Annotated in this window: 12 protein-coding genes; 10 read left to right on the top strand and 2 right to left on the bottom strand. The window is 68.3% G+C overall.

Annotation, left to right across the window (positions count from 1 at the left end; all coding sequences use genetic code 11):
- Positions 1-28 precede the first annotated feature (28 nt).
- Together LJ725_RS15155 and LJ725_RS15160 are read right to left on the bottom strand one after the other, a co-directional pair.
- Positions 29-466 carry a hypothetical protein gene (locus LJ725_RS15155; RefSeq protein ID WP_230551483.1) on the bottom strand — a complete coding sequence of 146 codons (438 nt, stop codon included), beginning with the start codon at positions 464-466 and terminating at the stop codon, positions 29-31.
- A gap of 43 nt (positions 467-509) precedes the next feature.
- A complete protein-coding gene (locus LJ725_RS15160) occupies positions 510-1,730 on the bottom strand; it encodes an MFS transporter (RefSeq protein WP_230551484.1) in 1,221 nt (406 codons plus the stop codon).
- A gap of 147 nt (positions 1,731-1,877) precedes the next feature.
- Between LJ725_RS15160 and phbB the strand changes: the two genes are divergently transcribed.
- The 10 genes from phbB (at position 1,878) to LJ725_RS15210 (ending at position 11,883) form a co-directional block, all read left to right on the top strand.
- Positions 1,878-2,603 carry an acetoacetyl-CoA reductase gene (phbB, locus tag LJ725_RS15165; protein ID WP_230551485.1) on the top strand — a complete coding sequence of 242 codons (726 nt, stop codon included), beginning with the start codon at positions 1,878-1,880 and terminating at the stop codon, positions 2,601-2,603.
- Between the two features lie 89 nt (positions 2,604-2,692).
- On the top strand, positions 2,693-3,091 hold the full coding sequence (locus tag LJ725_RS15170) for a carboxymuconolactone decarboxylase family protein (RefSeq protein ID WP_230551486.1): 399 nt from the start codon (positions 2,693-2,695) through the stop codon (positions 3,089-3,091).
- A 1-nt stretch (position 3,092) separates the two neighbouring features.
- Positions 3,093-3,896: a methyltransferase domain-containing protein gene (locus LJ725_RS15175; RefSeq protein ID WP_230551487.1), complete on the top strand. Its 804-nt coding sequence runs from the start codon at positions 3,093-3,095 to the stop codon at positions 3,894-3,896.
- Positions 3,893-5,548 (top strand): gamma-glutamyltransferase, encoded by a 1,656-nt coding sequence (gene ggt / locus LJ725_RS15180; RefSeq protein WP_230551488.1) that lies wholly within the window; start codon positions 3,893-3,895, stop codon positions 5,546-5,548. Before LJ725_RS15175 ends, ggt begins: the two co-directional genes overlap by 4 nt.
- Positions 5,549-5,550: 2 nt before the next feature.
- Positions 5,551-6,735: a class I SAM-dependent rRNA methyltransferase gene (locus LJ725_RS15185; RefSeq protein WP_230551489.1), complete on the top strand. Its 1,185-nt coding sequence runs from the start codon at positions 5,551-5,553 to the stop codon at positions 6,733-6,735.
- 23 nt (positions 6,736-6,758) lie between these two features.
- Positions 6,759-7,964 (top strand): patatin-like phospholipase family protein, encoded by a 1,206-nt coding sequence (locus tag LJ725_RS15190; RefSeq protein ID WP_230551490.1) that lies wholly within the window; start codon positions 6,759-6,761, stop codon positions 7,962-7,964.
- Between the two features lie 64 nt (positions 7,965-8,028).
- Positions 8,029-8,211, top strand: a complete 183-nt coding sequence (locus tag LJ725_RS15195) for a hypothetical protein (protein ID WP_230551491.1) — start codon at positions 8,029-8,031, stop codon at positions 8,209-8,211.
- A complete protein-coding gene (locus LJ725_RS15200; RefSeq protein ID WP_230551492.1) occupies positions 8,208-9,602 on the top strand; it encodes an amidase in 1,395 nt (464 codons plus the stop codon). Before LJ725_RS15195 ends, LJ725_RS15200 begins: the two co-directional genes overlap by 4 nt.
- 81 nt (positions 9,603-9,683) lie before the next feature.
- The gene (locus LJ725_RS15205; RefSeq protein WP_230551493.1) at positions 9,684-11,030 is read left to right on the top strand and encodes an LLM class flavin-dependent oxidoreductase; all 1,347 of its coding nucleotides are present in this window, start codon (positions 9,684-9,686) and stop codon (positions 11,028-11,030) included.
- Between the two features lie 10 nt (positions 11,031-11,040).
- Entirely contained in the window at positions 11,041-11,883 is an 843-nt protein-coding gene (locus tag LJ725_RS15210) for a GNAT family N-acetyltransferase (protein WP_230551494.1), read from the top strand.
- Positions 11,884-11,922: the final 39 nt, after the last annotated feature.

Below are 11,922 nucleotides of genomic sequence, written 5' to 3' on the forward strand. Positions count from 1 at the left end.
GGGAGAAATCCTTCGGGCGTTTTGCCGTTCAGGGGTTGTAGTAGCTGCCGACCTGCGTTCCCTTGCGGACGAGCGCGCGGCCGTCTTCCTGGGACAGCCAGGTGAGTTCGGCGTCGTTGGTGCCCTTGGGCTTTGCCAGGAGGAACCGGGTCTCGCCCGCCACGACGGTGATAATCAGTTCGGTGCTCTCGCTGCTGCCGAAGGCGCGCAGGTCGTAGGGGTTGGGCGGCAGGTCGAGACGCATCCAGGTCGAGCCCGTCAGCCCGCCGACAGGATGGCGGCTCATCGAGATGGGAATGCTCGGCGCGTCGGGCGGGGCGGTGTCGCGCACGATGTAGAGTGCGGCCATGCCGTCCTTGGCGACGGGGAAGCTCGTCGTGCCATAGGCCTGGTACCAGGGCGAAGGCGAGTTCTGGCAAGCGGACAGGGAAAGCGCCAGCAACGCGGCGCCCAGAAACTTCTTCATGCAACGACCTCCGCCGCCAAATTCCGACGGACGGGCGTGTGGGTCAAGCCCGCGCCGGGACCTGCACCGGCGCGGGCATGGCGCGCAGCCGCGCCAGCGGCGACAGCAGGATGACGAGGGTCGACAGCGCGAACGAGACGGCGATCAGCAGCAGGGCTGCCGTCAGGCCCGCCTGCGCGGCCACCAGCCCGCCCGTCAGCGCGCCCAGCGGCCGGACGCCGTAGATCGCGGTCTGAACCGTGGCATTGACCCGGCCCATCAGCGCCGAGGGCGTCACGAGCTGGCGCACCGTCGTCTGGCAAATCAGCCAGAGCATCGGCCCGAAACCCACCAGGAAGAAGCCGGCCGCGGCCAGGACGAGGCCGTTGCCCGGCATGGCCGACAGGAAAATCAGGGAAGCGACGATCGACGCGGCCGGCCCGAAGATCAGGGTGACGAGCGGCGGCAGCCGGCGGGCGGTCAGCGGCGCCACCACGGCGCCGAGGATCAGGCCGGCGCCATAGGCCGATTGTGCGAGACCCATCTGCGCCGGATCGAGACCGAGCGGCCCCAGCGCCAGCGGCGCCCAGATGGCGAGCAGGGCGAAGAAGGCGAAATTCCAGAAGATCGCGCACAGGCTGATGCCGCGCAGCAGCCGGTTGCGGATGACGAACGACGTGCCGAGGCGGACGGCACCTGCGAGCGAGGGGCGCTCGCCGGCGATGGCCGGTGCAGTGCCTTCCGGCAAGGCGAGCACGCACGCCAGCGCGAGACAGGCACCGAGGGCCGCCAGCACATAGCCCCAGGTCGGCGAGAGATATTGCGCCAGCAGACCCGCCACGAACGGCGCGCCGAGACTCACGATGGCGCGCGCCAGCTCGAGGCGGGCGTTGGCGCGCGAGAGGTCGTCGGCCGGCACGAGGCTCGGCAGCAGGGACACCGAGGTCAGGACATAGACCACGGTGCCCGACGCGCCGGCGATGGCGGCGAGGCCCAGCAGGAAGACGAAGCCGGTGGCGGCCGCGGCGACGGCGGCGATCGAGGCGGCGAGGCCGAGTGCCAGCGCCACGATCAGCAGGCGGCGGCGCGGCAACCGGTCGATCCAGGCGCCGGCGGGGAGCGAGACCAGAAGCCAGGCGGCACTCTGCGCGGCCACGAGAAGGCCGAGCAGGTCGGGGCCGGCACCCAGGACGAGGGTCGCGGTCAACGGCAGGGTGGCCAGTGCCATCTGGTCGGCGGCATGGGTCCCGGCGGCGGCGCCGAGCAGAGCGGTGAAAGGTTTCATCACCACGCTTCTAGGGTGGGACGAGCGGTCGCTTCTATCCGCCGGCGGCGGTCAATTCGAATCGCCCGGTGGCATCAATCTGACGCTTGCCCGCGATGGGGGATAACCGGCTAGACTGTTCGCGCGTCATCGCAAGGGAGGCACAAAATGGCCGGACGGGTAGCAATCGTGACGGGGGGAACGCGGGGCATCGGCGCCGCCATTTCCCGGATGCTGAAGGACAAGGGCTACAAGGTCGCTGCGACCTATGCCGGCAACGACGAAGCCGCCCAGAAGTTCAAGGCCGAAACCGGCATCAACGTCTACAAGTTCGACGTCGGCGATTTCGCCGCCTGCCAGGCGGCGGTCGGGCAGATCGAAAAGGAAATGGGGCCCGTCGATGTCCTGGTGAACAATGCCGGCATCACCCGCGATTCCACGATGCGCCGCCTGACGCGCGACATGTGGGACGCCGTCATCGATACCAACCTCGGCTCCTGCTTCAACATGAGCAAGGCGGTGTGGGACGGCATGAACACGCGCGGCTTCGGCCGCATCGTCAACATCGGCTCGATCAACGGCCAGGGCGGCCAGTACGGCCAGGTGAACTACGCCGCCGCCAAGTCGGGCATCCACGGCTTCACCAAGGCATTGGCGCAGGAAGGCGCGTCGAAGGGCATCACCGTGAATGCCATCGCGCCGGGCTACACCGAAACCGACATGGTCGCGGCCGTTCCGGCCAACGTGCTGGAGAAGATCGTGGCCAAGATCCCGGTCGGCCGTCTCGGCAAGGCCGACGAGATCGGCCGCGGCGTGATGTTCCTGATCGCCGACGATGCCGGCTTCATCACTGGCTCGACCCTGTCGATCAACGGCGGCCAGCACATGTACTGACGCAAGCTTGGTACTGACCGGGCGGCGCGGAAACGCCAAGATGGGGCCGGCATGTTGCCGGCCCTTTTCATTCCTGGAGCAAACCACGCATGGCCAAGCTGACCGAGTACAAGGACATGAACCCGCGGGCGAAGGCTGTGGTCGAGGGCATTGCCAGGGCACGCGGCAGCGATCCTGCCAACATCAACAACGTCTGGAAGGCGCTCGCCCGCCATCCCGACACCATGGAGCGCTTTGCCGCCGAGATGAAGGCGGTGATGGCGCCCGGCGCGCTCGACGGGCTCACCAAGGAACTGATCTATCTTGCGGTCTCGGTCGCCAACCAGTGCGACTACTGCATCGCTTCGCACGGCACCATGGCGCGGCAGAAGGGCATGACCGAGGAGATGTTCGGGGAGTTCATGGCGGTCGTGCTGGCTGCGCAGAAGGGCAACAAGATCGCGACGGCCTATCGTGTCCCCGTCGATGCGGCGTTCGAGGAGAAGTGACGTGAGCGACGGCAAATCGACGACGTGGGATGCCAATCTCTACCTGAAGTTCGCCGATCATCGCATGCGGCCGGCACTCGACCTCATGGGAAGGCTCGATCCGGCGAACGGCGCACGGCCCGGCCACGCGATCTACGACCTGGGCTGCGGCGCGGGCAACATCTCGCGCATCCTGGCGGAGCGCTTCCCGGAGGCGCCGGTCGTCGGCATCGATTCCTCGGAGGAAATGCTCGCCAAGGCGCGCAGCCAGACGGTCGATGCGCGCGTGACGTTCCAGAAGGGCGACCTCGCGCATTTCCAGCCGGATCTGCCGCCGGGCATCCTCTACAGCAACGCCGCCTATCATTGGCTCGACGGCCATATCGACATGTTCCCCGGCCTGCTGAAGCTGCTGCCGTCCGGCGGCCAGCTCGCGATCCAGATGCCGCGCAACCACGAGGCGCCCTCGCACGCCTCGATGAAGCAGGCGGCCGAGGCCGGTCCGTGGCGCGACAAGCTCGCGAGGGTGCGTCCCATCGCGCCCGTGCTTGAGCCGGCACGCTACTACGACGCGCTGAAGCCGCTCTGTTCCGACCTCGAAGTCTGGGAGACGATTTACCAGCAGCCGCTGACCGGCAAGGATCCGGTGGCGCAGTACACCTCGTCGACCGGCCTGCGCCCCTATCTCGAATTGCTGCAGGAGCCGGAGCGCACGGACTTCTACAACGCCTATGCGGCGCTGCTTGCCAAGGCCTATCCCACGCGACCCGATGGCATCACGCTGTTTCCCTTCCGGCGTCTGTTCATCGTGGCGCGCCGCGCATGAGCGTTCGCCGCCTGCTCGGCATTGCGCTGCTGCTGGCCGCGGTCTGTCGCGTACCATCGGTGCAGGCGGCGCCGCAGTCGATGGTCGCGGCCGCTCACCCGCTGGCGGTGGAAGCGGGACTCGAAATGCTTCGCCGCGGCGGTACGGCCGTCGATGCCGCGATCGCGGTCCAGATGGTTCTGGGTGTCGTGGAGCCGCACGCCTCGGGGATCGGCGGCGGCGGGTTCCTGTTGCATTACGACGGCACCAGTCGCGCCATCACCGTCTACGACGGTCGCGAGACGGCGCCTGCGGGCGCAACGCCCGGCATGTTCCTCGCGCCCGACGGAAGGCCGCTCGGTTATCGCGAGGCCGTCGCCTCCGGAATGTCGGTCGGCGTCCCGGGCCTGCTGGCCATGCTGGAACTCGCGCACAGGGAGCATGGCAAGCTCGCCTGGAGCGACCTGTTCGCGCCGGCCATCGTCGCCGCGCGTGACGGCTTTGCGGTATCGCCTCGGCTGGCGACCTGGCTGCAGAGGATGCCGACGCTGCGCGATGAGGCGGCGATCCGCGAGACCTTTTTCCATGCCGATGGATCGCCGCGCGAGCGGGGCGACCGCATCGTCAATCGCGCGCTCGCCGATACGATGGGGCTGATCGCCTCTCGCGGCGCGCGCGTCCTGTACCAGGGGCCGATCGCCGCCGAGATCGTCGGGCGCGTGCGCGGGCATCGCCGGCCGGGAGCGCTCTCCGCCACCGATCTGGCCGACTACAAGCCGGTCAGGCGCGAGGCCGTGTGCGGGCCGTATCGCGTGTGGACCGTATGCGGGATGCCGCCGCCCTCGTCGGGCGGCATCGCGATCCTGCAGGTGCTGGGCCTGCTGCAGCCCTTCGATATTCAACGCGACGCGCCCAACGACCTGCGCGCGGCGCACCTGATCGCCGAGGCCAGCCGGCTGGCCTTTGCCGATCGCGATCGCTACGTCGCCGATCCGGCCTTCGTGGATGTGCCGGTGGCCGGCCTCCTGTCGCCCGCCTATCTCGACGAGCGGCGCAAGCTGATGTCGCCGGACCGCAGCATGGGGAAGGTCGGCCCGGGCGTGCCGCCGGGCTATGTCGAGCGCGGCACCAGCCATATCAGCATCGTCGATCGCTGGGGCAACGCGGTCAGCTTCACCACCACCATCGAGGCGCCGTTCGGCGCCCAGATGATGGTGCGCGGCTTCATCCTGAACAACGAGCTGACGGATTTCTCGCCGCGCCCCGAGCTGGACGGGAAGACGGTGGCCAACCGGGTACAGCCCGGCAAGCGGCCGCGCTCCTCCATGTCGCCGACCTTCGTCCTCGACCGCGACGGAAAGCTGGTGGCCGCACTGGGCTCGGCGGGCGGGGCGAGGATCATCGGCGACACACTGCAGACCCTGATCGGCCTGCTCGACTGGGACCTCTCGGCCCAGGCCGCGGTCGACCTGCCGCGGGTCGCCAACCTCAACGGTGCCACGGAACTGGAGGAGGGCACGCCGATCGCCGACCAGGCCGACGCCTTGCGCAAGCTGGGGCATGAAGTACAAGTCCGCCGGCATGAAGGCGGCCTGACGGCCATCCGGCGCACGGGCGACGGATGGGAGGGCGGCGCCGACCCGCGACGCGATGGCGTCGCCCGAGGAGAGTAGAAGTGGCCGTGAAGAAACTCCCCACCGTCATCCTGCGCGCCGGCGAGGATCGCCGCGTCCGCGGCGGCCATCCCTGGGCCTTTTCCAACGAAATCCTGATGGATGCCGACGCCAAGGCGATCCCGGCAGGGAGCCTGGCGACGCTGCGCGCGCCGGGAGGCGAGGCGCTCGGTGTCTGCACGTTCAACCCGCATTCGCTGATCGCCGCTCGCCTTCTCAGCACGAACCCTGAAGCGCAGGCCGATGCCCTGTTCTTCGGGCGGATTCTGACCCGCGCGGCGGCGCTGCGCGACCGTCTGGTCGGCGTGCCCTACTACCGGCTGATCCATGCCGAAGCCGACGGCATCCCGGGCGTGATCGTCGACCGGTTCGGCGACGCCTTCGTGGTGCAGGTCAATACCGCCGGCATGGACGCGCTGACGCCGGTCCTGCTCGAGGCGATCGAGGCGGAATTCTCGCCGACCACGATCATCCTCAAGAACGATTCGCCGGTGCGCGAGCTCGAGGGCCTCAAGCGCGAGGTAGTAGTCGCCAAGGGTGAAGCGGGCAGCATCGAGCTGATAGAGAACGACGCCCGCTTCGTCGCCGATCTCTCGGAGGGCCAGAAGACCGGCTGGTTCTACGACCAGCGCGACAACCGCCGCTTCATGGCGGGGCTGGCGAAGGACGCGCGCGTGCTCGACGCCTACTGCTACAGCGGCGGCTTCGGCGTGCTGGCGGCGAAGCGCGGCGCCAAGTCGGTCGTATGCCTGGACCGCTCGCAGCCTGCGCTCAACGCGGCCCAGCGGGCGGCCGCCTTGAACGACGTCGACAAGATCGTCTCGTTCCGGAAGGGCGAGGTGTTCGAGACGCTGGAGAAGGAGAAGCCGCGCTCCTACGAGGTCGTCATCTGCGACCCGCCGGCTTTTGTGAAGAGCCGCAAGGACCTCAAGACCGGCGCCCAGGGCTATCGCAAGCTGGTGCGCCTGGCGGCGCCGCTGGTCACGCGCGGCGGCTTCTTCTTCGTGGCCTCCTGCTCGCATCTCGTTGATCCGCCGCTGTTTGCCGAGCAGGTCCGCCGCGGCCTGCGCGACGCCCAGCGCTCGGGGCGCATCCTGCTGAGCAGCGGCGCGGCGCTGGACCATCCGGTCCATCCGAGCCTGCCGGAAACGGCCTACCTAAAGGCCATGGTGCTTCAACTCGACTGATCGGAGACCTCGGGGGAGGGAACATGTCCATTCATCGCCTGCTGCTCGCAGTGGCCCTGGTGTGCCTGGTCGGCACCGGCTGCTCGATTCCCGATCGTGGAGAAGCGGTGCCCCGGGCCGACACGGCGCGGGCCATGCCGCTCGGGATTCCCAATGCGCGCTTCTATGCCGACGGCGATCCCAAGCTGATGGTCGACGAGGGCCTGCAGTCGGGCCTGCGCGAGGCGGCGGCGCTGCGTGCGCAGGGACCGTTGCCGACAAAGCCGCCGCCCGCCTATTTCCTCGCCGTATCCGGCGGTGGCGACAACGGCGCCTTCGGCGCCGGACTGCTCAATGGTTGGACCGCGGTCGGCAACCGGCCGACGTTCAAGATGGTCACCGGCGTCAGCACCGGCGCGCTGATCGCACCGTTCGCCTTCCTGGGCTCCGACTACGATGCCCAGCTGCGTGAAGTCTACACGACCATGACGCCGGACAAGGTGTATCGCGCGCGCGGCATCACGGCAGCGCTGTTCGATGACGCCATGGCCGATACGGGTCCGCTCGCCGAGGTGATCGCGAAGTACGCCGACCAGAAGCTCCTGGACGCGATCGCGGTCGAGTATGGCAAGGGACGGCTGCTGATGATCGGCACGACCGATCTCGATGCGCAGCGGCCGGTGATCTGGAACATCGGCGCCATCGCCGCCAGCGGCAAGCCGGGTTCGCTCGAACTGTTCCGCAAGATCCTGCGCGCGTCGGCCGCCATTCCGGGCGCCTTCCAGCCGGTGCTGATCGACGTCGAGCTCGACGGCAAGAAGTATCAGGAACTGCATGTCGATGGCGGCGCCATCGCCCAGCTCTTCCTCTATCCGCCCTCCATCGACATGTCCGCCGCCAACATCAAGCGCGAGCGCTACGCCTACATCATCCGCAATGCCCGCCTCGATCCCGACTATGCGATGGCGGAGCGCCGGACGATCACCATCGCCGGCCGCGCGATCAGCACGATGCTGGCGGCCAGCGGCGTCAACGACGTGCTGCGGACCTATTTCGTCTCGCAGCGCGACAAGGTCGACTACAACCTCGCCTATATCGGGCGCGACTTCGATGCGCCCAAGAAGGGCGAGTTCGACCAGGCCTACATGAACGCCCTCTACGAATACGGCGTGCGCGAGATCGTGGAGGGCCGCGCCTGGCACAAGCACCCGCCGGGCCTCGGCTCACCGGCCGGCGTACCGTCCCGCTGACTCCGGGCCGATGGACGGCTGGCACGACTCGTGCTGACCTGTCGGGGGCTTTAGGAGATATCGCGTGGACAAGGAAACGATCGAAGTCCTGGCGAAGCGCGCCGGGCTTGCCAAGGCGCTGACGGATTTTCCCGAGGACGTGAGGGTCGCCGCGACCCAGGCGGCTGACGTGGCGCAGAAGATCAGGCGTCCCGCCGATCCCAAGGCCGAGCCGTGGCCGCCGATGAAGGCGGGGACGACGCTATGAGCGAGCTGCACTGGATGACGGTGGGTGCCGCCGCCCGCGCCATCGCCGCGAAGGAGCTCTCGCCGGTCGATCTCACCAAGGCGCTGCTCGATCGCATCGACACGCTCGATCCCAGGCTAAACGCCTTCATCCGCGTCGATGGCGAGGCCGCGATGGCGGCCGCCCTCGCGGCCGAGACCGAGGCGCAATCGGGCCGGCTGCGCGGGCCGCTGCACGGCGTGCCGGTCGGCATCAAGGACATCATCGACGTCGCCGGCCTGCCCACCACCTGCCACTCGAAAGTCCTGCAGGACAACATGGCGAGTGCCGATGCGGTCTGCGTCGAGAAGCTGCGCGGCGCGGGCGCCATCGTGCTGGGCAAGCTATCGACCCACGAATTCGCCATCGGGGGGCCGAGCTTCGACCTGCCGTGGCCGCCGGCGCGCAATCCGTGGAACACCGATCATCATCCCGGCGGCTCCTCATCCGGTTCAGGCTCTGGCGTCGCGGCCGGCCTGTTCCCGATGGCGCTCGGCACCGATACCGGCGGCAGCGTACGCAATCCCGCGAGCTGCTGCGGTATCGTCGGCCTGAAGCCGACCTATGGGCTGGTCTCGCGCCGCGGTGTCTTCCCGCTCTCGTTCACGCTCGACCATGTCGGGCCGATGACCCGCACGGTGGCCGACAATGCGCTCATGCTGGAGGCCATTGCCGGCCACGATCCGCTGGATCCTGGCAGCGCGGCAGCGTCGCAGGGCCACTACGCCGCTGCGCTCGACCGGGGCATCCGCGGCCTGCGCGTGGGCTTCGTGCGTCATTTCCACGAGATCGACACGCCGGCCCATCCCGAGGTCACGGCCGCGCTCGAGCATGTCGCGCGCAGCTTGCAAGTCGAGGGGGCCGAGGTGCGCGACATCAAGCTGCCATCGCTCGGCGAGTTCGGCGCCGTGAATCGCGTGATCCTGCAGAGCGAGGCCTGGTCGATCCATGGCCCGTGGCTCGGCGAACGTCCCGGCGACTACGGCAAGCTCGGACGCCAGCGCCTGATGGCCGGCGCCTTCATGAGCGCGGGCGATTACATGCTGGCCAGCCGTCGCCGCCTGCAGATGATCGCCGAGGTCGAGGCGGCTTTCCGCGAGGTCGACGTGCTGCTCTGCGCCAGCTCGATGGACCCGGCCTGCCGGATCGAGGATACGGCCGAGGTCGAGCGCACCTACCCGCGGCAGGCGCGCACGCCGTTTAACGTCACGGGTCATCCGGCGCTGGCCATGATGGCCGGCCTCTCGGTCGGCGGGTTGCCGGTCTCGGTGCAGTTCGTCGGCCGCTACTTCGACGAGGCGACGGTCTTCCAGGTGGCGCGTGCCTGGGAACGGGTGGCCGGGACGGACAAGAAGCACCCGCCGATCGTCTGATTGCAGAAATAATTCATCGAATTAGTTCTTGTCGTCCGAGCGGACCTTGCCGGTCCGCCCGGCGAGGGCAAGATATCGCCCATGACCCAGAAGAAGCTTCGCCTTGGCGCGTTCATGCGCCCCGTCAGCATCCACACCGCCGCGTGGCGCTATCCCGGCGGCACGCCGGATGCCAACTTCAACCTGAAGGCGCTGGTGCAGTACGCCCAGACGCTGGAGCGCGGCAAGTTCGACGCCTTCTTCATGGCCGATCACCTGGCCGTGCTGAACATGCCGATGGATGCGCTGAAGCGCAGCGCCACCGTGACCTCGTTCGACCCGCTGACCCTGCTGCCGGCGCTCGCCATGGCCACGAAGCATCTCGGCCTGATCGCCACCGCGTCGAGCACCTTCGAGCCGGCCTACACGATCGCCCGCCGCTTCGCCTCGCTTGACCATATCAGCGAGGGTCGCGCCGGCTGGAATCTGGTGACGACGTCCAATCCCGATGCCGCGCTGAACTTCGGCCTGGACGACCAGATGCCCCATGCCGAGCGCTACGCCCGCGCCCGCGAGTTCTTCGACGTGGTGACGGGCCTGTGGGATTCGTGGGCCGACGATGCCTTCATCCGCGATGTCGAGAACGGCATCTACTTCGACCCGGCGCGGCTGCATGTGCTCGACCACAAGGGCAAGTACCTGAAGGTGCGCGGGCCACTGAACATCGCCCGGCCGGTGCAGGGCTGGCCCGTCATCGTGCAGGCCGGCGCCTCCGATGCCGGCCGCCAGCTCGCCGCCGAGACGGCGGAGATGGTGTTCGCCGCCGGCGGCCCGATCGCCGATGCGCGCGCCTTCTATGCCGACGTGAAAGGCCGGGCGGCGAAAGTCGGTCGCAATCCCGATCACATCAAGATCCTGCCGGGCGCCTTCGTGGTGGTGGGCGATTCTCTCGACGAGGCGAAGGAGAAGCGCGCGCGGCTCGACGGTCTGGTGAACTACGACAGTTCTATCGCCGCCGTGTCGATGGCGCTGGGCGTCGATGCCCGCAAGTTCGATCCCGACAAGCCGCTACCCGACGACATTCCCGAGACCGAGGCGAGCAAGAGCGGCCGCGACCGTGTCATACAGCTCGGCAAGCGCGAGAACCTGACGGTGCGCCAGATCGCGGGCCGCCTGGGCGGCTATGGCGGCCTCGGCATGCTGGGGACGCCGGCGATGATCGCCGACCAGATGGAGGAGTGGTTGGTGACGGAGGCCTGCGACGGCTTCAACGTCATGTTCCCCTACCTGCCAGGCGGCCTCGACGATTTCGTCGACAAGGTCGTGCCGGAACTGCAGCGCCGCGGCCTCTTCCGCACCGAGTATGAGGGCACGACCTTGCGGGAGAATCTCGGCCTGCCGCGTCCCGAGAACCGCTTTTTCGCGGAAAAGGCGAGGGCGGCGGAGTAAACTCCGCACCATGAGCTTCGAGATCACGGTCGGCAGCGCCGACGATGTCCAACGCATGGCCACCTGGGCCAACGATGAAGGCTGGAATCCGGGCAATACGGATGCCCATGCCTTCTTCGCCGCCGATCCGTCCGCCTTCCTGATCGGTCGCCTCGACGGCGAGCCGCAGGCCTGCATCTCCGTCGTGAAGTACGGCGCGGGCTTCGGCTTCCTGGGCTTCTACATCGCGCGCCCGCCGGTGCGCGGGAAGGGCTACGGCATCCAGGTCTGGCGTGCCGGCATGGCGCGGCTGCAGGGACGCAATGTCGGGCTCGACGGCGTGGTGGCGCAGCAGGGCAACTACAGGAAGTCGGGCTTTCGCCTGGCCTGGAACAACATCCGCCACGAAGGCGCGCCGCCGTCGGACAAGGCGCCCGCGGGCGTAGCGCTGGTCGATGCGCGCAGCATCGGCTTCGATCGTCTCGCCGCCTATGACCGCCGCTTCTTCCCGGAAGCCCGTGATTCCTTCCTCGCTTCATGGATCTCGCTGCCCGAACGCGCCTCTCTGGTCGCCTTGCGCGATGGCGAGATCGCGGGCTTCGCCGTGATGCGGGCCTGTGCCGCCGCCTCTCGCGTCGGACCGCTCTATGGCGCGACGCCGGAGATCGCGTCGGCGCTGGTGGGAGCGCTGGCAAAGACGCTCGGCGCGAGCGCCGTCGCGATCGATGTGCCCGATCGCAACAAGCCGGCCGTGAAGCTGGCCGAACAGATCGGCCTCAAACCCTCCTTCGAGACTGCGCGCATGTACACGGGCGCCGATCCCGACGTCGACTATGCCGGCCTGTTCGGCGTCACCAGCCTCGAACTCGGCTGACTTCGTTCCGCACATCCTCATCCTGAGGGGCACGCCGCA

This window comes from Reyranella aquatilis (assembly GCF_020880995.1).
GTDB lineage: Bacteria > Pseudomonadota > Alphaproteobacteria > Reyranellales > Reyranellaceae > Reyranella > Reyranella aquatilis.

Excerpts from the sequence above, each read along its gene's own strand:
- LJ725_RS15200 (WP_230551492.1), top strand. The coding sequence starts at position 8,208 with ATGAGCGAGCTGCACTGGATGACGGTGGGTGCCGCCGCCCGCGCCATC.
- LJ725_RS15190 (WP_230551490.1), top strand. The coding sequence starts at position 6,759 with ATGTCCATTCATCGCCTGCTGCTCGCAGTGGCCCTGGTGTGCCTGGTC.
- LJ725_RS15170 (WP_230551486.1), top strand. The coding sequence starts at position 2,693 with ATGGCCAAGCTGACCGAGTACAAGGACATGAACCCGCGGGCGAAGGCT.
- LJ725_RS15155 (WP_230551483.1), bottom strand. The coding sequence starts at position 466 with ATGAAGAAGTTTCTGGGCGCCGCGTTGCTGGCGCTTTCCCTGTCCGCT.
- LJ725_RS15205 (WP_230551493.1), top strand. The coding sequence starts at position 9,684 with ATGACCCAGAAGAAGCTTCGCCTTGGCGCGTTCATGCGCCCCGTCAGC.
- ggt (WP_230551488.1), top strand. The coding sequence starts at position 3,893 with ATGAGCGTTCGCCGCCTGCTCGGCATTGCGCTGCTGCTGGCCGCGGTC.
- LJ725_RS15210 (WP_230551494.1), top strand. The coding sequence starts at position 11,041 with ATGAGCTTCGAGATCACGGTCGGCAGCGCCGACGATGTCCAACGCATG.
- LJ725_RS15160 (WP_230551484.1), bottom strand. The coding sequence starts at position 1,730 with ATGAAACCTTTCACCGCTCTGCTCGGCGCCGCCGCCGGGACCCATGCC.
- phbB (WP_230551485.1), top strand. The coding sequence starts at position 1,878 with ATGGCCGGACGGGTAGCAATCGTGACGGGGGGAACGCGGGGCATCGGC.